This is a genomic window from Streptomyces yunnanensis (genome assembly GCF_029011865.1).
Taxonomy (GTDB): domain Bacteria; phylum Actinomycetota; class Actinomycetes; order Streptomycetales; family Streptomycetaceae; genus Streptomyces; species Streptomyces yunnanensis.
Genome location: NZ_CP095749.1, coordinates 2,498,385 through 2,522,418, shown reverse-complemented (window position 1 = coordinate 2,522,418; position 24,034 = coordinate 2,498,385). Strand labels below are relative to the sequence as shown.

Here is a 24,034-nt window from a genome sequence, read left to right as displayed (position 1 = left end):
CCGTTTGCGGGGGGGGGCTTCCGAGGGCTTACGGGATTTCCGGCGGAGGTCGGGGCCGGTCCGCCCGCGGGTGCGTCAGGAGGTTTCGTCGTGATCACGAAGACCACCCCGACCACCACCCCCACCCCGCCCACCCCCGAGACGCTCGCGCCGCCGGGCCGCCGCCCCCGCCGGGAGCGCCGGGCCGCCGAGCTGGCGGCCCGCACCCGGCGGATCGCCGGCCGGCTCGCCGAGTTCAGCGCCCTCCCCGCCGAGACGGTCCTGCACGACCTCGGCAGCACCCCGGCCGGCCTCACCCACCGCGAGGCGGAGCTGCGCCGGGAGCGGGACGGCGCCAACGCCATCGCCCAGGACCGCCCGGCGCGCTGGTACGTGCAGCTCGCCAAGGCGTGTCGGAACCCCTTCATCCTGGTGCTCGCCGTGCTGGTCGCCGTGATGTACGGGCAGTGGCTCCAGGTCGCCGACACCGAGCCGTTCGACCTGAAGATCGTCATCCTCGGCGCGATGGTGCTGATCAGCGTCGGACTGCGGTTCTGGCAGGAGTACCGCTCCGGGGCCGCGGCCGACGCGCTGCGTGCCCTGGTCACCACGACCACCGCGGTGCAGCGCCGGGCCGGCCGCGGCCGGCTCCCGGCCACCGTCGAGATCCCCATGGCCGACGTGGTCACCGGCGACGTCGTCAAGCTGGCCGCCGGCGACCTCGTCCCGGCCGATCTGCGGCTGCTCGCCGCCAAGGACCTGATGGTCAGTCAGGCGGCGCTGTCCGGCGAGTCGCTGCCGGTCGCCAAGGCCGACACCCGGCTCGCCACCGACCGCGGCGAGGACACCACCCGCGACCCGGTCGAGGCCGGCAACCTCGTCCTGACCGGCACCTCCGTCACCTCCGGCAGCGCCACCGGCGTCGTCGTCGCCACCGGCGCGGACACCTACCTCGGCTCGATGGCCGGCGCGCTGGTCGGCGAGCGCCCGGAGACCAGCTTCGACACCGGCGTGAAGAAGGTCAGCTTCCTGCTGATCCGCTTCATGATGGTGATGGTCCCGGTGGTGTTCCTGCTCAACGGGCTCACCAAGGGCGACTGGGCGGAGGCATTCACCTTCGCGGTGGCCGTCGCGGTCGGCCTCACCCCCGAGATGCTGCCGATGGTCGTCACCACCAACCTGGCGCGCGGCGCGGTCGCGCTGTCCCGCCGCAAGGTCGTCGTCAAGCACCTCAACGCCATCCAGAACCTCGGCGCCATGGACGTGCTGTGCACCGACAAGACCGGCACCCTCACCGAGGACCGGATCGTCCTCGACCGCTACCTCGACGTGCACGGCCGGCCGGACACCGAGGTCCTCGAACACGCCTACCTCAACAGCCACTTCCAGACCGGGCTGCGCAACCTGATGGACCAGGCCGTCATCGACCGGATGCACGAGGCCGAGGAGGTTGTCGTCGACGCCCGCTTCACGCTGGTCGACGAGATCCCCTTCGACTTCGCGCGCCGCCGGATGTCGGTCGTGCTGCGCCGCAACGACCTCGACGGCCCCGCCGCCGAACACCTCCTGATCACCAAGGGGGCGGTGGAGGAGGTCCTTGACCGGTGCGACCGGGTCGCCCACGCCGGCGACAGCGTCGAACTCACCGGCGCGCTGCGGGACAGCGTGCTGCGCACCGCCGAGGACCACAGCCGGCAGGGCATGCGGGTGCTGGCGGTGGCCGTCCGCACCCTGCCCGCCGACCCCGACGGCACGGAGGCCGTCCGCACCTCCTACGGCGTCGCCGACGAGGCCGAGCTGACCCTGATCGGCTTTCTCGCCTTCCTGGACCCGCCGAAGCGGGACGCGGCCGAGGCGCTGCGCGCGCTCGCCGACAACGGCGTCGCGGTCAAGGTCGTCACCGGCGACGGCGAACTGGTCGCCGCCCGGGTCTGCGAGCAGGTCGGCATCGACCCCGGCACCCCCGTCACCGGCGCCGAGATCGACGCGCTCGACGACCTGGAGCTGCTCGACCGGGCCCGTACGGCGACCCTGTTCGCCAAGGTCAACCCGGTGCAGAAGGCCCGCATCGTGCGCGCCCTCCAGGCCGACGGGCACACCGTCGGGTTCCTGGGCGACGGCATCAACGACGCCGCGGCGCTGCGCGACGCCGACGTCGGCATCTCCGTCGACACCGCCGTCGACATCGCCAAGGAGTCCGCCGACATCATCCTGCTGGAGAAGGACCTCACCGTCCTCGGCCAGGGCGTGCTGCGCGGCCGGCTGACCTTCGGCAACACCATCAAGTACCTGAAGCTGACCGCCTCGTCGAACTTCGGGAACGTCTTCTCGGTGCTGGTCGCCTCGGCGTTCATCCCGTTCCAGCCGATGCTGGCGCTCCAGCTGCTGGTGCAGAACCTCCTGTACGACATCTCCCAACTGGCCACGCCCTGGGACCGGATGGACGCCGACTACCTGCGCACCCCGCGCACGTGGGACGCCCGGGGCATCCGCCGCTTCATGCTCGTCCTCGGCCCGACCAGCTCCGTCTTCGACATCACCACCTTCGCGCTGATGTGGTACGTCTTCGGCGCCGACAGCGAGGTGCACCAGGCGCTGTTCCAATCCGGCTGGTTCGTCGAGGGCCTGCTGACCCAGACCCTGGTCGTCCACATGCTGCGGACCCGGCGGATCCCGTTCGTCCAGTCCCGGGCCACCTGGCCGGTGCTGCTGATGACCGCGCTGGTGATGGGCGTCGGCCTGTGGCTGCCGTTCTCGCCGCTGGCCGGGGCGCTGGGCCTGCAGGCGCTGCCGCTGGCCTACTTCCCGTGGCTGGTGGCGACGCTGGCGACGTACTGCCTGCTCACCCAGGGCGTGAAGCGCTGGTACATCCGCCGGTTCGGCGAGTGGCTGTGAGCCGACCCGCGGTGGCGCCCCGCGCCCGCGGCCCCCGGACCTACGCGCCGGGGGCCGCGGGCGCGGGCCACCGCGTCCCCGGCCGGCGGGGCGTGCCGGAGCCCGCGCACCGCCCCCGACGCCAGCGGCGCCACCGCCGCCAGCGCGGACACCGCCCCGGCGACCGCGACCACCCGGAAGCCGCCGTACGCGCGGGCCAGCGGGCCCACGCACAGCTGTCCCAGCGGGATCGCCGCGTACGCCAGCAGATCGGCGCAGGCCGCGACCCGGGACAGCGCATGGGCCGGCACGTGCTCCTGGAGCGAGGTGTCCCAGGCGATGCCGGTCACGCAGACCCCGAGGCCCGCCGCGAAACCGGCCGCGATCAGCCAGGGCGCGCCCAGCCGCGCCCCGAGCACCAGCATCGGCACCGCCCCCAGCGCACTCGCCGCCTGCCCCAGCGCCAGCAGCCGGCCGACCGCCAGCCGGTACAGCACCGCCCCGCTCACCAGCAGCCCGATGCCCCGGGCGCTGAGCACGAGCCCCCAGGCGGCCCGGCCGGCGGTCCGCTCGGTCAGCGCCGGGCCCAGGATCTGCCAGGCCCCGGTCTGCACCAGATTGATCACGAAGAACGACAGCGTCGCCGGCCCGGCCCACCGGATCCGCCGGAACTCCCGCCAGCCACCGCGGACCCCGGCCCACACCGAATCCGGCCGCCGCGCGGGCGCGGCGCCGTGCCCCGGCAGCCGCGTCAGGCAGCCGGCGGCGACCGCGTAGCTCACCGCGTCGCAGGCGATCGCCGGCCCGCTGCCGACCGCCACCACCAGCAGCCCCGACAGGCTCGGCCCCAGCACCTTGGTGGCGTTCCGCACCGTGCTCAGCAGGGCGTTGGCGGGCCGCAGCGACGCGGTGCCGACCAACTCGGGGACCAGGCCGCGCAGCGCGGGGGTGGTGAACGCCGCGCACACCCCGCCGAGCACCTCCAGTGCGGCGACCGGGAGCAGCGCGTAGTGCCCGGTCAGCAGCAGCGCGGCCACCGCGCCCTGGGTGCCGGCCGCGCCCAGGTTCGCGGCCATCAGCACCGTCCGGCGCCGGAACCGGTCCGCGGTCGCGCCGCCCACCAGCAGGAACGCCAGCAGCGGCAGCATCCGGGCGGCCAGCACGACGCCGAGGTCGCCGGGCCGACCGCCCGAGCCGTCCAGCACCGCGAACGCCAGCGCCACCGGCGCCATGGCACTCCCCAGCAGCGACACCGCCTGACTCGTCAGGAACCAGCGAAACGCACGGTGGGAGAGGGGGGAGGCGGCTGTGGGGGAGAGCGGCGAGGCGGGGGCGTCGGGGTTGCCGGTGTCGGGGGAGGGGCGGGAGGCGGAGTCCATGGCCGGAGTCTGCGCGGACCGGCGCGGAAACCTATGCTTTCGGCCGGAGACGAAAGGTCCGGGCACCGGCCGGCGACGCCCGGCCCGGCCCGGTGACGACCGCGGGCGAACGGCCCGGAGGGAGGCGGTGGCGGATGGCCGTGCTGCGGCTGAGCCCCCTGGCCCTCTCCCGGTCCCGCTTCGCGCTGTCGCCGCTCGCCGAGACCCTCGGCACGGTGATCGCGCTGGCCCGGCCCCGGACCGCCCCCTGGCTCGCGGCCTGGCACGCCCGCCAACTCCCGGCCTTCACCGGCGCTCTGGCCGCCGACCCGTTCGCGGCCGGCCTGGTGGGGCTGGTCGCCACGACGACCTGGCTGCCCCGCTGCGTGGCAATCCCGCCGCCGGACGGCCTGCGCACCACCCTCGTCGACGAACTCGCCGCCGTACGCGCCGTCCCGGACGCCGTCTTCCGTGCCGAACTGGAGACGTCGCTGGCCCACCCGCATCCCCGCTACGCCGCCGACCCCCGCCGCCCCCGCGACCTGTCCTTCCTCACCGGACACGGCTGGGGCGCGCGCACCGCCGCTGCGCTGCACGCCCTGTGGGCGGCGCACATCGCCCCGGAGTGGCCCCGCCGCCGCGCCCTCCTGGAGCGCGACATCGCCCACCGGGCCGGCCTGCTCGCCACCCGCGGCTGGCCCGGCGCGCTGGACCAGATGAGCCGGCACAGCACCTGGGAGGGGCCGGACGCCATCCGCTTCGGGCACCGCCCCGGGCCCGACCGCGTCATCGGCGACAGCGGGATGCTCTTCGTGCCGGTGAGCCTGGCCACCGGCACCTGGCTGTGCGAGGGCCCGCCCGGCCACTACGCCCAGGTCTATCCGGCGCGCGGCGCCGCCACCGCGCACACCGCCCCGGCGGACGCCACCACCGGCCCCGGCCGCGCCCTGGAACGCCTCCTGGGCACCGGCCGCGCCACCCTCCTGCACAGCCTGCGGCAGCCCGCCACCAGCACCGAACTCGCCGCCCGGCTCCAGCAGTCCCTGGGCACCGTCGGCGGCCATCTGGCCGTGCTGCGGGACGCCGGGCTGATCGTCGGGACGCGGGTCGGCCGCCGGGTGGTCTACCGGCGCACCGAGCGCGGCGAGCTGCTCGCGGGCGACGGGGCGGAGACGGAGTAGGACCTACGGGACCTGCGGGACGGGAGTTTCCGACCCCGCCGGTCCCGTGGGAGATCGCGCCTGCCCGACGTCCCGGCACGGGCGCAGCGCAGTCCGGGGGCCGCGCCCATGCCCGTGTCGCGTCGAGGTCACACGACGGGGAACTCGTCACCCCGGACGGCGGAGACGAACGACGACCAGGCGGCCGTCTCGAAGGCGAGCGCCGGGCCGTGCGGGTTCTTGGAGTCGCGGACCAGGAACTCGCCGGTGGCCGCCGCGTGATCCCGCGCCCACTCGATGCACTGGCCGCCGTTGCCGCTGTAGGAACTCTTGAACCAGCGGAGGGATTCGGTCGTCACGGGGACCCCTTTCGAAGCTGTTCGATCATGGCCACGGATGCCGCTTGAGAGAGCGCTTCGGCCTGCAATTGATGGTAGGCCGTCAGTATGGGCACGACTGATCCACCGTCCCGTTCGAGATGTCCCCGCTGCGCCGACTCGGCGTAGGACATGATCGCGCGGTCCGCCATGGTCAGCACGGTCACGGGCAGGCTGAACGGTCGTCGCGCTCCCATCTTGAACGGGGCGATTTGCAGCAGGGTGTTCGGCATCTCGGCGAACTTCAGCAGTCGATCGAACTGGGCGTCCATGATCGTGGGGGCACCCATCGGCCGGCGAACGCAGCTCTCGTCAAGTACCACATGAATCAGCGGTGCCGGGGCGCGGGCAATGGTGGCTTGCCTCCGCGACACCAACTCCACCCGTTCTTCGGCTTGTTCGGGGGTGATGGCCGCCCGCCGCACCGCGTCGGCTTCCAGCGTTGCCGCGTACTCCGGTGTCTGGAGCAGGCCCGGGATGACGCCCACTTCGTACAGCCGGATCTCCACCGCCCGGCCCTCGAAGTTCACGTACTCGGGAAACCCCTCCAGCAGGCTGCCGTGTTTGATCTCGCGGTACTGACGCTCGAAGGTGTCCGCGCCCTCGATGCCGAAGGCGCGGTCCAGGTCGCGCGAGAACCGGAGGGTCGGAGGCTTCCGGGCATTTTCGACGGCTGAGACATGCACGCTGGAGTATCCCGTGCGGTCGGCAAGGGCCTCTTGGGTCCAGCCACATGCTTCCCGCAGGCTGCGTAACCGCGCGCCGAAGGCCGCCTGGGGAGAAGCGTCCGGGTTCAACTCGTTCTTGTTCACGGTTCGTTCGCCAACCTTCCGTTCTGTGCTGCCACGTTGAACGCTTCCCAGCGGTGGGCCACTCTGAACCTCACCAGTAGTCGAACAACTACGGAGAGGAGTGTCCGTGTTCGGCAAGGACGTGCCCGCGGAGTTGCAGGGACCCCCGCCCGTACACCTGGGCGTACCGATGCCGGACCCCGGTCCGGCCCCCGGCTGTGACGTGTGTGCCGCGCTGAGCGAACAGCGCGAGCAGGCGCGGAAGCGCAGGGACATGTCGAAGGTGTCCGACCTCAACATCGAGATCCGGAACCATCCGCACGGGGCGGGGTGAGGCCGCGGCCGGACGCCCCCCACTGTGACAACCGGCTAGCGAGCCGCCGGCCGCAGCGCCGCCATCACCAGCACGTCGTGCCAGGCACCGTCCCAGTACAGGGCCTCGCGCAGCCGGCCCTCCAGGGCGAAGCCGCACCGCTCGTAGGCGCGCCGGGCCCGCTCGTTGTAGGAGTAGACCTCCAGCTGGACGCGGTGCAGGCGCACCCGGTCGAAGGCGTGGTCGAGCAGCAGCCGGATCGCCTCGGAGCCCAGGCCGCGGCCGGTGGCGGCGGGGGCCAGGGCGATCCGGAGGGAGCCGTGGGCGTTGTCCCGGTCGATCCGGCTCAGCGCCAGGTCGCCCAGGTAGGCACCGCTCGCCCGGTCCTCGATGGCCAGATCCAGCCGGTCGGCGCGGTCGGCGCACTCGGCGATCCAGGCGCCGATCTCGGACCGCGTCCAGTGGTGATGGGCGCCGGTCAGCCGTCTGGTCTCGGGGTCCTGGAAGGTGGCGTGGAAGGCGTCCGCGTGCCGCTCCGCGAGCGGTACCAGCCGGATCCGGTCGCCTTCGAGGACCGGCTTCTCGGCGAGGGCGGTGGCATCGATCATGGGGGGATGATGTCCGCGCCGTCGCCGGCGCGGCAACGCAATTGCGCGGCGGGCGACCGCCGTGGGAGCCGGTGGCCTACGGGGGCACGGCCCAACGGGTCGGGGAGGGGCGGGCATGGAACTGCAACAGGTGCGCTGTTTCGTCGTGGTCGCGGAGGAAGGGCAGCTCGGGCGGGCCACCCTGCGCCTGGGCCTGGTGCGGTCGGCGGTGGAGCAGCGGATCCGTCGGCTGGAACACGAGCTGCGGACCGAGCTGTTCGACCCCGGGACGCCGCAGCCGCGGCTGACCGCCGCCGGTGAGCGGTTCCTCCCGGAGGCCCGGGCGCTGCTCGCCGCCGAGGAGCGCGCCCGTGCCGTGGTCGCGCCGCGCCCCGCCGCCGTGGTGCCCCGGGCGGTGGCCGCCGCCCCGGCCGGCACGCTGCGGCTGGGCGTCAGCAGGGGCCTGGCCGCGCATCTGGAGCGCGTGCTGCCCGCGCTCGCCCGCATCGCGCCGCGATTCACCGTCGAGCCGGTCCTCGTCGCGGCCCCGGAGCGGCCGGACCTGGTCGTCTCCGGCGCCCTGGACGCCGCGTTCGTACGCGGCCCGGCCCCCGGCCCCGCCCTGGGCGGGCTGCGCCTCGTGCCGCTCTGGCAGGATCCCCTGGTCGCGGCCGTCCCGGCCCCACACCCGCTGGCCGCCTCACCGGGCGCCCTCGGCCTCGCCGAACTCGCCGGCGTCCCGCTGGCGCTGACCGACCGCTGCCACAATCCACCGCTGGTCGACCTGGTCGTGAACGCCTGCCACGCCGTCGGGTTCGCCCCCGCACCGGGCCCCCGATACGGCTCGCTGGACGCCGCCCTCGCCGCGATCGGCGCCTGCACCGCCGCCGCGGGGATGTGGACCGCCGTCCACGCCGCCCACGCCCGCCGGCTGCCCGTACCCGGCGTCGCGTACCTGCCGTTCCGCAACCCGGGCATGGAGTTGACCACCTCCCTCGCGGTGCGCCGGGTCGGCCCGCCCGCCGGCGTCGATCTGCTGTTGCGGGCCTGCGCGGCGGCGGGGGCGGGCGGCGCCCCGGCCGTCTGCCGCCGTCCCGTCCGCCCCGCGGCACGCACCGGGCTCCGGCTTCCCCCCAACAGGGGGTGGTGAGACCAACGCCCCCGCTTACACGATGGCCCCGACGCGGCGGCGACCAGGAGGACGGCCGACACTGCCAGACTCCACCCCACCACGCGGACGCGTTTGTTCCGGGTACTTCGAGCACAGGAGAGACACCATGCGGACACCGATGACGATCGCGGACTTCCTGGACCGGGCCGAGTTGGGGTTCCGGACGAGCCCGGGCGTGGTCGACGAGCCGCGGCAACCCGCCCCGCCGGTGCCCGAGTCGACCTACGGCCGGTTCGCCGAACGCGTCCGCGCCTGGCAGGCCGGCCTGGACGCGCTGGGCGTCGGCGAGGGCGAGCGGGTGGCGGTCGTCAGCCACAACTCCGCACGCCTGCTGGAGCTGCTGTTCGCGGTGCCGATGAGCGGCCGCATCTGCGTCCCGGTCAACTTCCGCCTCAGGCCCGAAGAGGTCGACTACCTGGTCGAGCAGAGCGGCTCCTCGGTCCTCCTCGTCGATCCGGAACTCGACGAGGCCCTCTCCGGCGTCAAGGCGCGCCACCGTTTCGTCCTCGGCGAGCAGACCGAGACCGGCCTGATGCGGTTCGGCGTCGAACCGCGCCCGTGGTCCCACCCGGACGAGGACGCCACCGCGACGATCAACTACACCTCGGGCACCACCGCCCGCCCCAAGGGCGTGCAGCTGACCCACCGCAACATCTGGGTCAACGGCATGACCTTCGGCCTGCACACCCGCGTCTGGGAGCGCGACGTCTATCTGCACACGCTCCCGATGTTCCACTGCAACGGCTGGGGCATGCCCTACGTCATGGCCGGCCTGGGCGTGAAGCAGGTGGCCCTGCGCAAGGTCGAGGGCGCGGAGATCCTGCGGCGGGTGGACGAGCACGGCGTCACCCTCATGTGCGGCGCCCCCGCCGTGTGGAACATGGTGCTGGACGCCGCGGCGACCTGGGAGGGCGAGATCCCGGGCCGCGACCGGGTGCGGATCGTCTGCGCCGGCGCCCCGCCGCCGACCAGGACCATTCAGCGCGTGGAGGAGGAGCTGGGCTGGGAGTTCACCCAGCTCTACGGCCTCACCGAGACCTCGCCGCTGCTCACCTTCAACCGCACCCGCCCCGCCGACGCGGGCCTGCCGGCCGAGGAGCGGGCCCGCAGGCTCTCCCGCGCCGGGGTGCCCGCGCTCGGCGTCCGGCTGAAGGTCTCGGAAGCCGGCGAGGTCCTGGCCCGCTCGAACACGGTGCTCCAGGGGTACTGGGAGAAGCCCGAGGAGACGGCGGAGGCGCTGGAGGACGGCTGGTTCCACACCGGCGACGGCGGCACCCTCGACGAGCACGACGGCCATCTGACGATCTCCGACCGCAAGAAGGACGTGATCATCACCGGCGGCGAGAACGTCTCCTCGATCGAGGTGGAGGACACCATCTTCGGCCACCCGGCCGTCGCCGAGGTCGCCGTCATCGGCGTCCCCGACGAGAAGTGGGGCGAGACGATCAAGGCGCTCGTCGTACTCGCCGAGGGCGCGACGGCGCAGGAGTCCGACATCATCGCGCACTGCAAGCGGCACCTGGCCGGCTACAAGGCACCGACCTCCGTCGAGTTCCGCGACGCCATTCCCCGCACGGCCACCGGCAAGATCCAGAAGTTCAAGCTCCGGCAGCCGTACTGGTCCGAGCTGGAGCGCGGGGTCAACTGACCGGCACCTGCCGACGGTTGACGGGCCCCGCCCCGCCGGGGCGCGCGGCTCCGGCCCTGACCCATCGGACGGACACGACCTACGGGACAACCCTTAGCGCGGGGCGGCGAGGTCCTGGGTCCACCAGGGGCCGCCGGAGCCGTGCACGATGCCGATGCCGACCGCGGTGAACCGGCAGTCGAGCAGGTTGTCGCGGTGCGGGGCGTCGCCCATCCAGTCGCCCACCGCGGCGGCGGCGCTCCGCGGGCCGCGGTCGAGGTTCTCGCCCCAGCTGCTCCACTCGTAGCCGGCGGCGGTGATCCGCGCGTCGGGGCCGACGCCTTCCGGCGACGTGTGCTCGTAGTAGCCGCGGGCCGCCATGTCGGCGGAGTGCCGCTGGGCCGCGAGGTGCAGTCTGCGGTCGATGCGGAGCGGACCGCAACCGGCCTGCGCACGACTGCGGTTGATCAGCGCGGTGGCCTGTTCCTCCAGGTCGGGCGGGGTGGCCGTGGGGGAGGGCGGCGCGCTGCTCGGGGTGGCCGTGGGGGTGGGCGTCGGGGTCGGCGTGGGTGTCGGGGTCGGTGTGGCGGAGGGCACCGGGGCGGGCGCGGCCACGGTCCGTTCCGCCGTGGGCCCGGTCGTGGGTGCGGCGGGGTGCGTGTCCCGCACCGGGCCGGACCGCCACCACAGGGCGAGGAGCACGGCCGCGGCGAGCGCCGCGGTGCCCGCGACGACCGCCGCCTTGGCGGCCCGGCGCGGGCGGGGCGCTCGCCGCGGCGCGGGATGCGCGCGGTGGCCCGGCACCGCGGCGCCCGGCCCGGAGGTCGGCGCGGCGCCCGGCGCCGAGGTGCCGGCGGAGGTGCCGGCCGAGGCCACGGAGGCCGCCGAGGCGGTGGGCGCGGACAGGACGCCGTGCGGGGTGAGGTGCGCCGGCAGCGGCAGCATGGCGAGCCCGGCCAGCAGCCCCTCGGCGGGCAGCAGATCGTTCCAGTGCGCGGAGCAGATCGCGCAGTGGCGCGCATGGCGGGCTATGCGTTTGCGCCACAGCGGCGCCGGGTTGGCGTCCCAGGTGGCGGTCAGCCGGTCGAGTTCGGGGCACGGCGGCCTCCCCGCCAGGGCGCGGACGACGACGCGCCCGGTCTCCAGCTGCTCCTTCATCCGCTGCACCCGGACCGCGGCGTGCCGGGTCCCGCAGCCGAGCGCGGTGGCGAGTTCGGGGCGGCTGAGCTCGCCGGCGGCCTCCAGCCACCACAGCGACAGCAGCGCGCGGTCCCCTTCGTCCAGCCAGCGGGTGGCCTCGGCCACCTCGCGACGCTGGCCGGACAGCCCCAGCCGCAGGATCGTCACGTCCACGAAGTCGGCGGCGCGGTCGGGCCGTTCCACTGTCTGGTCCAGGCCGACGACGGGGGCCCTGTGGGCGACGGTCCAGCGGCGCCGCACCTGGTTCATGGCGATCGCCACCAGCCAGGACCGGAAGGACGCCGGCTCCCGCAGGTCCGCCAACGACTCCAGGACCCGCACCATGGTCTCCTGGACCACGTCGTCGACGTCCGCATGGCCGTCCAGCGCGCGGCCGACGACGTTGTAGATCAGCGGCAGATACGCGGAGACGAGCTGCTCCCGGGCAGCGTCGTCACCCGCCCTGGCCGCCTCGACGGTCGCCGTACCGTTTTCCCACTTCACGCCTGTTCGGTCCTGTTCATCCGTGTGCACCTTCATGGCCCCCGTGCTCAGGTGACCCGTCCGGCGCCTGGGGATAACAGAAAAACCTACGTGGCGCGGGATCACCGTCGTGCGCGGGCCCCGGCGGCCCCCTCCGGAGCCCCCGTGGGAACTCTCCGAAAAAATCTGCGGAGTTTTCCGTTGTCCGGGTCCGCGCCGGTGGTCTCCCGTACGGACCGCCCCTCAGGCGGACCGCGCACACCCCCGTCCCCCACAGGTCACCGGCACGGGCCGCAGGTCACGGACCAACCGTCACCGACCACACCGGCCCCGCGACCGGACCGGAAACGGAACCATGAACCACGACGACACGCACCGCCCCGCCTCGCACCACGCCGCGCCGGCCGCCCCCGGCCACCCGGCGGACGCGCCCACGGCCCCCCGGCGGCACGCCGCGCCCCGACCGGGCCGCCGGCCCGGGGCGGGCGGCGGGAACCACCGTGCCGACGCACGTCCGCGCCCCGGCGCGCGGACGACGCTGCTGGCGGTCGCGGCCGTCATCGCCGTGAGCGGCAGCTGCCTGCTGCTGATACGCCCCGGCTCCGGGGCCGACCAGGCACTCGCGGCCGACGCGTCCGGCGCGGCCCGCCCCGCCGTGGACGGATCCGCCCCGCAGACCTTGAGCAGCGCCTCGCACTCGCCCCGCCGCCACCGGCCGTCGCCCACCCCCTCGGCCACCGAACGGCCCGCCGAGCAGCACCCGACGCCCCGGACGTCCGCCTCCCCGAGCCCTTCGCGCTCCGCCGGGGGGACCACGTCGCACGCGCCCCGGGCCGGCTCCGGCACCGGCCGCACCCCGTCCGTGGCGCGGGCCGCGACCGGCACCGCGGCGGAGTACGCCCAGAAGGTCCTCGACCTGGTCAACGCCCAGCGCGCGCAGCACGGTTGCGGCCCCCTCGCCATCGACCCCCACATCCAGGCCGCGGCCCAGGCGCACTCCGACGACATGGCCGCCCGTGACTACTACGCCCACGACACCCCGGAGGGCGTCGACCCGGGGACCCGCCTGACCAACGCGGGATTCCGCTGGCAGAGCTGGGGCGAGAACATCTTCAAGAGCCCCAACGACCCGGCCACGGCGGTGGACGGCTGGATGAACAGCCCCGGACACCGCGCCAACATCCTCAACTGCTCCTACACGTCCACCGGAGTGGGGGTCAACCTCAGCTCCAACGGACCCTGGTGGACACAGGACTTCGCCACCCGCGGCTGACCCACCGGGGGAGCGCCGCCGGTGGGGCACGCGCGCCGCGGACCGCCGCGCCTGAAGGCGCCGGCCGCGGACGGCGTGCGGCCCGTCGCCGAGGCGAAGCCCAGCCAGGTGTGCCGGTTGCCCGCCCAGCACCAGCCGGCCTTGGGGGCGTTGCGGCGCTCCCGGCCGTCCCGCCCGGTGCCGCCGCTGATCCACAGCGCCGGGGTGCGGGCGTCCAGGGTCCCGTCGGCCTTGCGCAGCCGGGAGCCGATGGTCATGAAGCAGTGGTTGGGCTCCAGGGCGGCGGGCTGCTGCACCACCCAGTGGATGCCCTCGGTCAGCAGCAGCGGGGTGCGGGACTCCGCGGTGAGCGCGGGCAGCGCCTCGTCCGGGCTCCAGTTGGCCATGTGGTCGCCGCGGTCGAGGCCGGTGAGGAGGTAGAGCGGGGAGTCGGGCAGTGCGACGGAGTCGAGCGGGGCGAACCGGTCGACGTCCGTCATGTCGGTGACGACGAAGCCGGGCTTGCCCGCGTGGCGGAGCAGCGGTGCGAGGGCGGCGGCCGGGGCCCGGTCGGGGTGGACGGCGAGCAGTGCGCCGCCGTCCCCCGCGCCGTCGCCGGCGGCCTCGGCGAACGCGCGCAACTCGCCGGCGGACAGCCCGGCGAGCTCGTGCACCCGGTGTTCGATCAGGCGCTCGGCCTGCGCGGCGAGGGCGGGGAGGGTGAGGTCCGTCGTGGCGGTGGGCGTGGTCTCGGGCACGGCAATCCCCCAGGTCGTGGGTCGAACCGGTCTTCGTGGGGCGCAAGGGTAGGCGATGCGCGGACCCGACGGGCACGCTGGACGCCATGCTGAGCACGGTGCGTTCCGGATGTCCCTGGGGTGGTTCGGCCCCTCCGGCGGGCAAGCTGGACCGTGTCGACCTGCCGAAGACCGTCTCCGGCACGATCCGCCGCATCGGCCGCGCGAGCCCACCGCGCGGGCGACGGCGGTGCCGCGTACTGGGAGGAGATCCCCTGTTGACCAGTCAGTCGCACACCGAGCCGTCGTACGCGAGCGGGGCGGCGGATCGGCCGCTGCTCGGCCGTACCATCGGCGCCGACCTGGCCCGCACCATCGCCCGCTTCGGCGATCGCGAGGCGCTGGTCGAGGTGGCCGGCGACCGCCGCTGGACCTACGCGGAACTGGGCCGCGCGGTCGACGAGGTGGCGCTCGGGCTGCTCGCCAAGGGCGTCCGCAAGGGCGACCGGGTCGGCATCTGGGCGCCGAACTGCGCCGAGTGGGTCCTCGTGCAGTACGCCACCGCCCGGATCGGCGCGATCCTGGTCAACGTCAACCCCGCGTACCGGGTCCACGAGTTGGCGTACGTCCTCCAGCAGGCCGGGGTGACCGTGCTGGTCTCCGCCGTCGCCCACAAGACCAGCGACTACCGGCGGATGATCGAGCAGGTGCGGGCCGACTGTCCGGCGCTGCGCGACGTGGTCTACATCGGCGATCGGACCTGGGGCGGGCTGTTGGCCGCCGGCGCGGCCGTCCCGCACACCCGGCTCGCCGAGTGCGAGAAGACCCTGACCACCGACGACCCGGTCAACATCCAGTACACCTCGGGCACCACCGGCTTCCCCAAGGGCGCCACCCTCTCCCACCACAACATCCTCAACAACGGCTACTGGGTCGCCGAGACCCTCGGCTACACCGAGCACGACCGGGTGTGCCTGCCGGTGCCCTTCTACCACTGCTTCGGCATGGTGATGGGCAACCTCGGCATCACCTCGCACGGCGCCTGCATCGTCATCCCGGCGCCCGCCTTCGAGCCGGCCGCCACCCTGCGGGCCGTCCAGGACGAGCGCTGCACCTCGCTCTACGGGGTGCCCACCATGTTCATCGCGGAGCTGAACCTCCCGGACTTCGCCGACTACGACCTCGCGTCGCTCCGTACCGGCATCATGGCCGGCTCGCCCTGCCCGGAGGAGGTGATGAAGCGGGTGGTGTCCGAGATGCACATGGCCGAGGTGTCGATCTGCTACGGCATGACCGAGACCTCGCCGGTCTCCACCCAGACCCGCCGGGACGACGACCTCGAACACCGCACCGCGACGGTCGGCCGGGTGCTGCCGCACATCGAGGTCAAGGTCGTGGACCCGTCGAGCGGGGTGACGGTGCCCCGCGGCACCCCGGGCGAACTGTGCACCCGCGGCTACAGCGTGATGCTCGGCTACTGGGAGGACCCCGAGCGCACCGCCGAGGTCATCGACCGGGCCCGCTGGATGCACACCGGTGATCTGGCGGTGATGAACGACGACGGCTACGTCCGGATCGTCGGCCGCATCAAGGACATGATCATCAGGGGCGGGGAGAACGTCTACCCGCGGGAGATCGAGGAGTTCCTCTACTCCCACCCCAAGATCGCCGACGTCCAGGTCGTCGGCGTGCCGGACGAGAAGTACGGCGAGGAGATCGCCGCCTGCGTCATCCTCCGCGATCCCGCCGACACCCTCACCCGCGACGAGCTGGCCCGCTACTGCCGCTCCCGCCTCGCGCACTACAAGGTGCCGCGCTATCTGGAGATCACCGACGCCTTCCCGATGACCGTCAGCGGCAAGGTCCGCAAGATCGAACTCCGCGAGCGGCTCGCGGCGAGGTGGGGCACGGCGGCACCGGAAGCGGCGCCACCGGCGCAACCGGCACCGGCGGCACCGGCGGCGTCGGCGGCGTCGGGAAAAGCCGCCGAGCCGAGCCGGGAGGGCAGCCTGGGCCCGGTGTGAGGGGCTGATCCGTCCTGCCGGGGCGGGGAGTTCGGGGGCACGGACCGGGGCCACCGGGCCGGGCCGGCGTCGGTCCCGGCGCGCCCGGCCGATAGGGTCCTGGCCTGGCCCGTCCCCGGTCTCGGAGGACGGGTGAAAGGTCGTCAACCAGGCCGAACAGCAAGGCCGTTAACCAGGCGGGACATCCCGCGGGATTCCGCCAAGAGGGGACATTCATGACCCGTATCGCACGTTGGGCGACCACTGCCGCCGCCGTGGCCGCCGCCCTGGGGAGCTTCGCCGCCCCCGCCTACGCCGACGTCGTCCAGCCCGGCAGCCCGGGCGGCCCCACCCGCGAGGTGCTCACCGCCGGCTGCGCGAGCGGCGAGGACGCGGCGACCGTGGCGCCGACCGTGGTCGACGCCGACAGCGCCGCGAGCTTCTACCGCTGCGACCCGGTCACCCACCGCGTGGCGACCCGGGACGGGCACGCGACCTGCGTCCCCGGCGGGCTCTTCGACTGGAGCCGGGGGCTGTGCGAACCGGCCGCCACGGTGCCCGAGATGGCGACCCGGCTGACCGCCGGCAAGGCCACTCTCTCCACCAAGCCGCTGAAGGTCGTCGGGCTGCACGCCACCCTGGTGCGGGCCCGCGCCGCCGGTCCGCAGGACGCCGTCTGGAACGCCACCATCACCTTCAAGGACACCACCGGCAAGGTGCTGTGCGTGGCCAGGACGGACGTCGCCGGCCAGGCATCCTGTGACGCCGACCGGCCGCGCTCCGGCGCCGAGGTGCTCAGCGGCGGCTACACCGCCGAGTACGCCGGCAACGGTGCGGTGAACGGCGGTTACGACACCGTCGCCCCGGCCACCGCGCAGGGCGGCATCCGCGCCGTCCTGCCGCCCCGGGGCTGACCGCCCGCCCGGCGTGATGTCCCGCGGTCGCTCCTGACCGGCCGCTCGCGGTCCGGTCCCGGTGGGAGGCCCGACCGCGGGGCATCCGCCGGGTGTCGGGACCGGGGGCGGCAGGCCCGGCTACCGTCGCTCGCCCGGCCAGTCCAGCAGGAGCCGCTGGGCGCGCGGCAGCGAGGCGACGACCAGGTCGTAGGAGTCCTCGATCAGCTCCCGCACCATCCGGTCGGGGAGGTCGCCGGTCAGCGAAACGGTGTTCCAGTGGCGCTTGTTGAGGTGGTAGCCGGGCACCACCTCGGGGTGCGCCGCGCGCAGCCGCAGGGCCAGCTCGGGGTCGCACTTGAGGCTGACCGTCAGCGGCGCCACGTCCAGCGACGTCAGCGCGAAGATCTTGCCGCCCACCTTGAACGTCGAGACCTCCGGGTGCCGGGGGAAGGGGTTCTCCTCGGTCGCGCCGTTGAATCCCAGGCAGACGGCGCGGAGGGCGTTCGCATCGATCACCGGCACATTATGGCCCGCACCACCGACAGTGCTGACGGGGCGTCATGTCAAACCGTGTGCGCCGCCGCTTCCCGCCGCATGCACACCCGGGGCCAGCGGTCCAGGCCCAACTCCGCCTCGTGGGCACGGACCGCCCGCAGCCCCGGCGTCAACTCGGCCGCGGTGAGCGGGCGGAAGCCGAGCCGGGTGTAGTACGGGGCGTTCCACGGGACGTCGGCGAAGGTGGTCAGGGTCAGCGCGGGCAGCCCGCACTCCCGCTCGGCCCGGTCGATCAGCGCTCGGCCGACCCCGCGGCGGGCCCGCTCCGGGTGGACGGAGACCTGCTCGATGTGGGCGCAGCCGTCGATCCGGTCCCACAGGAGATAGCCGTGGGGCGGTTCGCCCGGCCGCCCGGAGTCGTAGGCGGCGAGCGCCCGCCCGGCCCGCTGATACTCCGTCAGCAGAGTCAGCGGCGGCGGTTCGTCGTCCGCGATCGACGCCATGCCGAGCGCTCGGAACGGCTCTCCGGCGGCGCGCTCCAGGGCGCGCAGGGCGGGCAGGTCGGCGGGGTCCGGGACGTGGATCGGCATACGCCCAGTGTCGCAGCCCGGGACGCCCGGGGCACGGGGGTACCTTCCCTGCCCTTAAGGCAATGGGGGAGGGTTGCCGGTGCCGGGCCGGGCGGCGGGCTCAGCCGGGCGGCCGGCCGCCGTTGCTGATCAGCTCGTCGGCCGCGTCGTTGACCGGCTGCGGGGTGCCGGTGAGGTCCATGACGAACAGCGGGACGTGCAGTTCGTCGGCGCGGGAGCGGGCGTCGCGGGCGTAGCCGGCCAGCGAGAAGGAGACCGGGACCGCGGAGTCGCTCAGGCCGTTGAGCCAGACGCACTCGATGTCGCGGAGGGCGGTGGCCCGGGTCGTCGGATCGACCTGGGCGACCACGCCGGTGCCGCGCAGGTCCACGCCGGCCGCGGTCCGTTCCTGGGCCCGGGCGACGTCGGAGAAGCCCAGCCACTTCAGATACTGCGCGGCGGCGGTGATGCAGTCCCGTGCCGTCCGGATCGTCACCGGGCGGAACACCGGCCGCTCCGGCGGCGGCCCGACGGCCGGCCGCGGCGCCGGCTGCGGGCGGGTGGCCGCGGCGGGGCCGGGCCGCTCCCCCGCGGGGCTCTCGGGCGCGGGCGGCGCGGCGGGCGCCGGGGTGATCGGCACCCGGACCACCGTGCCGCAGGCGCACCCGCTCTCCGGCGCCGGCCAGGCGTCCTGCCGCCCGCAGACCTCGCACCGCACCGCCACCCAGGACGCCTCCCAGGTGCGGTGCAGTATCTCGATGGGCACGCCACCTCGCAGCACCGGCAGGGTCAGCGGTGCACCGCAGGCGCAGGGGAAGGTCGGCGGGGTGAAGGCGTTCTCGCGGCGGCACGTAGGGCACCGCACCGGCACGCTGTCGGCCATGTTCGGCTCCAGGCAGGTCGGGCAGGCGGTCGGTCGGCTCTGCTTGCCGTCCATGGTCTCGCCAAAAGTGCCTGTCCGGGGCGGGAATGCGCCGAGAGGCGGCGGTCGGTGCGCAGCAGAGGGCACGGCGTCAGCCGCTCCGGTGGAGCCGGTGCTTGCACCGGGGGAGAGTGCGGGGACGGCACAGGGCCCGGAATCCGTGACCGTACGAACTCCGGGCCCTGCGCGTGGTTTCCGTCCGACAGTGCGAGAGATGGGCGCGACGGGACATCACACTGTCGGACGGAGTCGGTGGAGAGGGGGCGTGCTGCGGAGGGCAGCGGGGTGGGACAGCAGGCGGGCTCCGCGGCGGGGAGGCGGCCCACCCTCCTTGGCGGGTGAGCCTGCCACCGCACTGGAATCTCCCCGGACTCCGCGGAGCTCCGCGCTACTTCCCCGTACCGGCCGACCACCCCTCAACGGGCCGGCCGGTACGGGTGCGCAAGGTGACTGACCTCCCGTCAGTCCTCGCGCAGCTCGCGGACGCGCGCCTCGACGCGCTTGCCGTAGTCCTGGTCGGCGGCGTGGAAGTGGGCGAGGTTCTTCTCGATCACGTCGTCGCGGCTGACCTGGGAGAGACCGCCGGCGATGTTCTCCACCAGGCGCTTCTTCTCGTCCTCGGACATCAGCCGGTACAGCTCACCGGCCTGGAAGAAGTCGTCGTCCTTGGTGTGCGCCGGGGCGGCGTGGGTGCCGACGTAGCCGGACACGGCCAGCGGCGCGGAGAGCGGCTGGTCGGTCTGGACCGGACCGTCGTACGAGTTGGGCTCGTAGTTCTTGGCGTGGCGGTCGTAGGCGTTGGACGCCATGAGGCCGTCCCGGCCGTAGTTGTTGGCGCTGGTCGCCTTGGGGGCGTTGACCGCGAGCTGGGTGTGGTTGACGCCCAGGCGGTAGCGGTGCGCGTCGGCGTAGGCGAACAGCCGGCCCTGGAGCATCTTGTCCGGGGACGGGCCGATGCCGGGCACGAAGTTGTTCGGCGAGAACGCGGACTGCTCGACCTCGGCGAAGACGTTGTCGGGGTTGCGGTCCAGGACCATCCGGCCGACCCGCTGGAGCGGGTAGTCCGAGTGCGGCCACACCTTGGTCAGGTCGAACGGGTTGAAGCGGTAGTTGGCCGCCTCGGCCGCCGGCATGAGCTGCACGTACAGGGTCCAGGAGGGGTACACGCCCCGCTCGATGGACTGCAGCAGGTCGGTCTGGTGGCTGTTGGCGTCCTTGCCGACGAGCTCGGCGCCCTGGTCGGCGGAGAGGCTGCGGACACCCTGGTTCGTCTTGAAGTGGTACTTGACGAAGAAGGCTTCGCCCTCGGCATTGGTCCACTGGTAGGTGTGGGAGCCGTAGCCGTTCATGTGGCGGTAGGAGGCCGGGATGCCGCGGTCGCCCATGAGCCAGGTGACCTGGTGGGTGGCCTCGGGGGCGTGCGCCCAGAAGTCCCAGACGTTGTTCGGCTCCTGCTTGCCGGTGAACGGGTCGCGCTTCTGCGAGTGGATGAAGTCCGGGAACTTGATCGGGTCCTTGATGAAGAACACCGGGGTGTTGTTGCCGACGAGGTCGTAGTTGCCCTCTTCGGTGTAGAACTTCACCGCGAAACCGCGCGGGTCCCGGACGGCGTCCGCACCGCCGAGGCTGTCGGCCACGGTCGAGAAGCGGATGAACAGCTCGGTCCGCTTGCCGACGGTGTTGAGGAAGTCGGCCCGCGTGAAGCCGGTGACGTCGTCGGTCACCTCGAAGTAGCCGTACGCACCGGAGCCACGGGCGTGCACGACGCGCTCCGGGATGCGCTCGCGGTTGAAGCGCGCGAGCTTCTCCAGCAGGTGCTGGTCCTGGAGAATGATCGGGCCGCCGACGCCGGCGGTCGAAGAGTTCTGGTTGTCGGCGACCGGGGCGCCGGACTCGGTCGTCAGCGTGGGCTTCGACATGGTGACCTTCCGTACGAGAGCGCGGAAGTTGGCTTCCGCATGTCGGAGCGTAGAAAGCGCTCCGACCAAACGTCAACAGTTTGTTGAAACAATCTGTCTTGCTCAGGGGTGGGTATTCCGGGCGGTGGCCGCGCCTGGGCGCGACAGGACAGGTGTCAGCGCGACCACCGCCCGGAAGCTTGATCTCACGGGCCCGACAAGCCCCTCCGCGACGGGCTTCAGGTCCCGTACGCGCGGGTGTGCACCGGGTCCGCGGGCAGACCGTCGTAGGCGTCCGCCGCGCGCTCGGCCCGGACCTCCACCAGGACCGGCCGCCGGGTGGAGACGGCCTCCTTGCGGGCCCACTCGACCGCCGAACGCAGGTCCGCCGGATCGAGCACGTCACGGCCCGCGCAGCCGTACGCCTCGGCGAGCTTCACCGGGTCCGTGAACGGGTCGGCGTCCTCGGCGCCGCCGAGCAGCACCACCACGAACGGCACTTCGTACTGCGCCGCCGCGGCCAACTCCCCGGCCGTCAGCGGGAAGCCGCGACCGTCGACGACCACCACGACCTCCGCCGCCCGCTCGCCCCGGGAGTCCAGTGCCTTCCGGACCCCGATCGCGGTCGGCACCTCCCACCCCGGCGGACCGTTCCGCCGCGGCACCCGGTGCCGTCGCGCGGTGCCCGGACGGGAGGCGCTCGCCTCCGGCAGCCCGCTGACGACATAGGTGTCCGCCGACGACCCGCCGCCGAAGAGCGCGGCGAGCTCCGCGAGGGCCCAGTGGGCCCCGGTGCCCGCCGGGTCCGCGGGCGCGGACAGGGGGAGTACCGCCCCCGGCGCCGGTGACCGGACGCCGTCCACCAGTGCCGGTCCGGCGCCGGGAGCGGAAGGGGCGACCGGCCCCGGGCCGCACATGATCTCCACCCCGGCCAGATCGGCCGGAACGTCGATCAGTACGGGGCCGGGTCGGCCTTCCCGCGCGATCTGGAACGCCTCACGGAAAGCGCCCGGGATCCGCGCGGGGTCCTCGATCCGCTCGGCACGCTTGGTGACCGCACCGGCCAGCCGGACCAGGTCCGGCGGCCGGTACCCCGCGTGCCGCAGCGGTATGGCGGGGGCGGGCGGCGCGGACGCCTCCCGGCCGGTGACGCACACCAGCGGGACGGCGTCCTGCCGGGCCGCGTAGAGCCCGCTGAGCAGCCGGACCGCCCCGGGCCCGGCAGCCACCGCGACCACGCCGGCCTTCCCGGTCGTCCTGGCCCAGCCGTCGGCCATGTGCGCGGCGCCCTCGGCGTGGCCCGCGGACAGGTGGGCGATGCCGCCGGTCCGCTCCATCGCCGCGTACAGCGGCAGCAGCGCGGTGCCGGGGCAGCCGAAGACGGTGTCGGCGCCCTCGTCCTTCATGATCTCAACGGCCGCCTGGACGGCGGGAATGCGACGTGCCCCCATGATCTGGGACTCAGTCCTTGAGGTCGTATCCGGAGAGGCGTTCGACGCCGCGGAGGAGGGCGGAGTGGTCCAGGCCGCCGTCGCCCTGGGCGCGCAGGGAGGCCACGAGGGAGGCGACGACGGAGCCGACGGGCAGGGCGGCGCCGACGGTGCGGGCGGCGTCGGTGACGATGCCCATGTCCTTGTGGTGCAGGTCGATGCGGAAGCCGGGCTTGAAGTCGCGGTGGGCGAAGTTGTCCTTCTTGCGGGCAAGGACGGTGGAGCCGGCCAGGCCGCCGGCCAGGACGTCGAGGGCGGCGGGCAGGTCGACGCCGGACTTCTCCAGGAAGACCACGGCTTCGGCGCAGGCTTGGATGTTGACGGCGACGATGAGCTGGTTGGCGGCCTTGACGGTCTGGCCGGCGCCGTGCGGGCCGCACAGCACGATGGTCTTGCCCAGGGCTTCCAGGATCGGCTTGGCGGCGTCGAAGTCGGCCTGCTGGCCACCGACCATGATCGACAGGACGGCCTCGATGGCGCCGGCCTCGCCGCCGGAGACGGGGGCGTCCAGGACCCGGATGCCCTTCTCGGCGGCGTTCTTGGCCAGGTCGATGGAGGTCTGCGGGGTGATCGAGGACATGTCGATCAGCAGCGCGCCGGACTTGGCGTTCGCCAGGATGCCGTCGGGGCCGTAGGCGATGGCCTCGACGTGCGGGGAGGCCGGGACCATCGTGATGATGACGTCGGCGTCGGCGACGGCCGCGGCGATGTCGGTGGCGGCGGTGCCGCCGGCCGCGGCCAGCCGCTCCAGCTTGTCGGCTTCCAGGGTGTAACCGGTCACCGCGTAGCCGGCCTTGATCAGATTCTCGGCCATGGGCGAACCCATGATGCCCAGCCCGATCCACGCAATCTTCGGCAGATTACTCATTGAAAAGCCTCTTTCACACGCAAACGTAAAGGGGGGAGGGGAACGCCAGACAGCGACAGGCGACAGGCGACAGGCGACAGGCGACAGGCGGCGCGTGGGCCGCGGTCAGTGGGCGGCGCGCAGCGGGGCCGGGAGCCAGGTGAAGGACTCGGTGCTCGGGCGGTCGCCCGGCTTGTATTCCAGGCCGACGTAGCCGTCGTAGCCGGCCTTCTTCAGACGGCCGAGCAACTCCTCCAGTGGGAGCGAGCCGGTGCCGGGCGCGCCGCGGCCGGGGTTGTCGGCGATCTGCACGTGTGCGGTCTTGGGCGTGTAGTGGTCGATGACCTCCGCGAGGTCCTCGCCGTTCATCGACAGGTGGTACAGGTCCATCAGGAACCGTGCGTTGTCCAACCCGGTGGCGGCGTTGACCGCGTCGACCACCTCGATCGCCTTGGGTGCCGAGACGATCGGACACGCCGGCGACTCCGGCGCGTTGAGCGCCTCGATCAGCAGCGTGCCGTCCACCTCGCCCACCGCCCGCGCCGCGAAGGCCAGGTTCTCCAGCGCAAGAGCATCCTGCTCCTCAGGCGTGGTGCCCTCGACGCGGTTGCCGTACAGGGCGTTGAAGGTGGTGCAGCCCAGCGACGCGGCGAACGCGATCGCCACCGGCACGTTCGCCCGGAACCTCTCCGACTCCACCCCCGGAACCGACAGCGCACCACGATCCGGACCCGGCAACTGCCCGGCGTAGAAGTTCAGACCCGTCAACTGCGTCCCGGCATCACGCAGCGCATCGCCCAGCGCGTCCAGCTCGGACCGCTCCGGGGTCGGGGCGTCCACCCACGGCCACCACAGCTCCACCGCGGTGAAACCCGCCGCCCGCGCGGCCGCCGGCCGCTCCAACAACGGAAGCTCGGTGAACAGGATCGACAGATTGACGTTGAAGCGCGTGTCCGTGAAACCCATAAGGCCCGGCGCTCCTTCCGGATAGCGGAACTTATTTTCTGCGTAATGGAACACTGCCGG

At 73.5% G+C, this 24,034-nt stretch carries 20 protein-coding genes and 1 pseudogene; 8 read left to right on the top strand and 13 right to left on the bottom strand.

Annotated elements, in window-relative coordinates:
- Nucleotides 1-90 precede the first annotated feature (90 nt).
- Nucleotides 91-2,874 carry a magnesium-translocating P-type ATPase gene (mgtA, locus tag MOV08_RS11080; RefSeq protein WP_275307302.1) on the top strand — a complete coding sequence of 928 codons (2,784 nt, stop codon included), beginning with the start codon at nucleotides 91-93 and terminating at the stop codon, nucleotides 2,872-2,874.
- On the opposite strand, the gene MOV08_RS11075 is transcribed toward mgtA, so the two are convergent.
- Entirely contained in the window at nucleotides 2,778-4,232 is a 1,455-nt protein-coding gene (locus MOV08_RS11075) for an MFS transporter (protein ID WP_275307300.1), read from the bottom strand. The two genes, mgtA and MOV08_RS11075, sit on opposite strands and share 97 nt — an antisense overlap.
- Nucleotides 4,233-4,366: 134 nt before the next feature.
- Here MOV08_RS11075 and MOV08_RS11070 point away from each other — a divergent pair, with 134 nt between their 5' ends.
- Entirely contained in the window at nucleotides 4,367-5,392 is a 1,026-nt protein-coding gene (locus MOV08_RS11070) for a helix-turn-helix domain-containing protein (RefSeq protein ID WP_275307298.1), read from the top strand.
- Between the two features lie 128 nt (nucleotides 5,393-5,520).
- Here the strand turns inward: MOV08_RS11070 and MOV08_RS11065 are convergent, their stop codons facing one another.
- Together MOV08_RS11065 and MOV08_RS11060 are read right to left on the bottom strand one after the other, a co-directional pair.
- Nucleotides 5,521-5,730 carry a DUF397 domain-containing protein gene (locus tag MOV08_RS11065; protein WP_039631676.1) on the bottom strand — a complete coding sequence of 70 codons (210 nt, stop codon included), beginning with the start codon at nucleotides 5,728-5,730 and terminating at the stop codon, nucleotides 5,521-5,523.
- Nucleotides 5,727-6,560 carry a helix-turn-helix domain-containing protein gene (locus MOV08_RS11060; RefSeq protein WP_275307296.1) on the bottom strand — a complete coding sequence of 278 codons (834 nt, stop codon included), beginning with the start codon at nucleotides 6,558-6,560 and terminating at the stop codon, nucleotides 5,727-5,729. Before MOV08_RS11060 ends, MOV08_RS11065 begins: the two co-directional genes overlap by 4 nt.
- A gap of 106 nt (nucleotides 6,561-6,666) precedes the next feature.
- Here MOV08_RS11060 and MOV08_RS11055 point away from each other — a divergent pair, with 106 nt between their 5' ends.
- Nucleotides 6,667-6,873, top strand: coding sequence for a hypothetical protein (locus tag MOV08_RS11055; RefSeq protein WP_275307294.1), 207 nt, complete (start codon nucleotides 6,667-6,669; stop codon nucleotides 6,871-6,873).
- A 35-nt stretch (nucleotides 6,874-6,908) separates the two neighbouring features.
- Here the strand turns inward: MOV08_RS11055 and MOV08_RS11050 are convergent, their stop codons facing one another.
- Nucleotides 6,909-7,460 carry a GNAT family N-acetyltransferase gene (locus MOV08_RS11050; protein ID WP_275307293.1) on the bottom strand — a complete coding sequence of 184 codons (552 nt, stop codon included), beginning with the start codon at nucleotides 7,458-7,460 and terminating at the stop codon, nucleotides 6,909-6,911.
- 115 nt (nucleotides 7,461-7,575) lie between these two features.
- On the opposite strand from MOV08_RS11050, the gene MOV08_RS11045 reads away from it, so the two are divergent.
- Together MOV08_RS11045 and MOV08_RS11040 are read left to right on the top strand one after the other, a co-directional pair.
- A complete protein-coding gene (locus tag MOV08_RS11045; RefSeq protein ID WP_275307292.1) occupies nucleotides 7,576-8,589 on the top strand; it encodes a LysR family transcriptional regulator in 1,014 nt (337 codons plus the stop codon).
- Nucleotides 8,590-8,716: 127 nt separating this feature from the next.
- The gene (locus MOV08_RS11040) at nucleotides 8,717-10,258 is read left to right on the top strand and encodes an AMP-binding protein (RefSeq protein WP_275307290.1); all 1,542 of its coding nucleotides are present in this window, start codon (nucleotides 8,717-8,719) and stop codon (nucleotides 10,256-10,258) included.
- Nucleotides 10,259-10,351: 93 nt separating this feature from the next.
- On the opposite strand, the gene MOV08_RS11035 is transcribed toward MOV08_RS11040, so the two are convergent.
- Nucleotides 10,352-11,920: a sigma-70 family RNA polymerase sigma factor gene (locus MOV08_RS11035; protein ID WP_275307288.1), complete on the bottom strand. Its 1,569-nt coding sequence runs from the start codon at nucleotides 11,918-11,920 to the stop codon at nucleotides 10,352-10,354.
- Nucleotides 11,921-12,254: 334 nt separating this feature from the next.
- On the opposite strand from MOV08_RS11035, the gene MOV08_RS11030 reads away from it, so the two are divergent.
- Nucleotides 12,255-13,172: a CAP domain-containing protein gene (locus MOV08_RS11030; RefSeq protein ID WP_275307287.1), complete on the top strand. Its 918-nt coding sequence runs from the start codon at nucleotides 12,255-12,257 to the stop codon at nucleotides 13,170-13,172.
- Nucleotides 13,173-13,249: 77 nt separating this feature from the next.
- Here the strand turns inward: MOV08_RS11030 and MOV08_RS11025 are convergent.
- Nucleotides 13,250-13,909, bottom strand: a pseudogene (locus MOV08_RS11025) (DUF5701 family protein); the annotation flags it as partial.
- 257 nt (nucleotides 13,910-14,166) lie between these two features.
- On the opposite strand from MOV08_RS11025, the gene MOV08_RS11020 reads away from it, so the two are divergent.
- Nucleotides 14,167-15,912: an AMP-binding protein gene (locus MOV08_RS11020; protein WP_275307286.1), complete on the top strand. Its 1,746-nt coding sequence runs from the start codon at nucleotides 14,167-14,169 to the stop codon at nucleotides 15,910-15,912.
- 215 nt (nucleotides 15,913-16,127) lie between these two features.
- Entirely contained in the window at nucleotides 16,128-16,805 is a 678-nt protein-coding gene (locus MOV08_RS11015; protein ID WP_275307284.1) for a hypothetical protein, read from the top strand.
- Nucleotides 16,806-16,925: 120 nt separating this feature from the next.
- Here the strand turns inward: MOV08_RS11015 and MOV08_RS11010 are convergent, their stop codons facing one another.
- From MOV08_RS11010 to MOV08_RS10980, 7 genes are all read right to left on the bottom strand, one after another.
- Nucleotides 16,926-17,303 (bottom strand): MmcQ/YjbR family DNA-binding protein, encoded by a 378-nt coding sequence (locus MOV08_RS11010; protein WP_039631658.1) that lies wholly within the window; start codon nucleotides 17,301-17,303, stop codon nucleotides 16,926-16,928.
- A 47-nt stretch (nucleotides 17,304-17,350) separates the two neighbouring features.
- The gene (locus MOV08_RS11005; RefSeq protein WP_039631657.1) at nucleotides 17,351-17,872 is read right to left on the bottom strand and encodes a GNAT family N-acetyltransferase; all 522 of its coding nucleotides are present in this window, start codon (nucleotides 17,870-17,872) and stop codon (nucleotides 17,351-17,353) included.
- 100 nt (nucleotides 17,873-17,972) lie between these two features.
- On the bottom strand, nucleotides 17,973-18,734 hold the full coding sequence (locus tag MOV08_RS11000; protein ID WP_275311756.1) for a hypothetical protein: 762 nt from the start codon (nucleotides 18,732-18,734) through the stop codon (nucleotides 17,973-17,975).
- A gap of 500 nt (nucleotides 18,735-19,234) precedes the next feature.
- Nucleotides 19,235-20,692 (bottom strand): catalase, encoded by a 1,458-nt coding sequence (locus MOV08_RS10995; protein WP_039631655.1) that lies wholly within the window; start codon nucleotides 20,690-20,692, stop codon nucleotides 19,235-19,237.
- Nucleotides 20,693-20,910: 218 nt separating this feature from the next.
- Nucleotides 20,911-22,122: a thiamine pyrophosphate-binding protein gene (locus MOV08_RS10990; RefSeq protein ID WP_275307283.1), complete on the bottom strand. Its 1,212-nt coding sequence runs from the start codon at nucleotides 22,120-22,122 to the stop codon at nucleotides 20,911-20,913.
- 10 nt (nucleotides 22,123-22,132) lie between these two features.
- Nucleotides 22,133-23,029 carry a 2-hydroxy-3-oxopropionate reductase gene (locus MOV08_RS10985; protein ID WP_275306568.1) on the bottom strand — a complete coding sequence of 299 codons (897 nt, stop codon included), beginning with the start codon at nucleotides 23,027-23,029 and terminating at the stop codon, nucleotides 22,133-22,135.
- Between the two features lie 105 nt (nucleotides 23,030-23,134).
- Complete coding sequence (locus MOV08_RS10980; RefSeq protein ID WP_275307281.1) at nucleotides 23,135-23,974, bottom strand: TIM barrel protein; 840 nt, start codon at nucleotides 23,972-23,974, stop codon at nucleotides 23,135-23,137.
- Nucleotides 23,975-24,034 lie beyond the last annotated feature (60 nt).

Coding starts and splice junctions, on each gene's coding strand:
- MOV08_RS11075 (WP_275307300.1), bottom strand. CDS start 4,232: ATGGACTCCGCCTCCCGCCCCTCCCCCGACACCGGCAACCCCGACGCC.
- MOV08_RS11070 (WP_275307298.1), top strand. CDS start 4,367: ATGGCCGTGCTGCGGCTGAGCCCCCTGGCCCTCTCCCGGTCCCGCTTC.
- MOV08_RS11050 (WP_275307293.1), bottom strand. CDS start 7,460: ATGATCGATGCCACCGCCCTCGCCGAGAAGCCGGTCCTCGAAGGCGAC.
- MOV08_RS11045 (WP_275307292.1), top strand. CDS start 7,576: ATGGAACTGCAACAGGTGCGCTGTTTCGTCGTGGTCGCGGAGGAAGGG.
- MOV08_RS11040 (WP_275307290.1), top strand. CDS start 8,717: ATGCGGACACCGATGACGATCGCGGACTTCCTGGACCGGGCCGAGTTG.
- MOV08_RS11030 (WP_275307287.1), top strand. CDS start 12,255: ATGAACCACGACGACACGCACCGCCCCGCCTCGCACCACGCCGCGCCG.
- MOV08_RS11015 (WP_275307284.1), top strand. CDS start 16,128: ATGACCCGTATCGCACGTTGGGCGACCACTGCCGCCGCCGTGGCCGCC.
- MOV08_RS11005 (WP_039631657.1), bottom strand. CDS start 17,872: ATGCCGATCCACGTCCCGGACCCCGCCGACCTGCCCGCCCTGCGCGCC.
- MOV08_RS11000 (WP_275311756.1), bottom strand. CDS start 18,734: ATGGCCGACAGCGTGCCGGTGCGGTGCCCTACGTGCCGCCGCGAGAAC.
- MOV08_RS10995 (WP_039631655.1), bottom strand. CDS start 20,692: ATGTCGAAGCCCACGCTGACGACCGAGTCCGGCGCCCCGGTCGCCGAC.
- MOV08_RS10990 (WP_275307283.1), bottom strand. CDS start 22,122: ATGGGGGCACGTCGCATTCCCGCCGTCCAGGCGGCCGTTGAGATCATG.
- MOV08_RS10985 (WP_275306568.1), bottom strand. CDS start 23,029: ATGAGTAATCTGCCGAAGATTGCGTGGATCGGGCTGGGCATCATGGGT.
- MOV08_RS10980 (WP_275307281.1), bottom strand. CDS start 23,974: ATGGGTTTCACGGACACGCGCTTCAACGTCAATCTGTCGATCCTGTTC.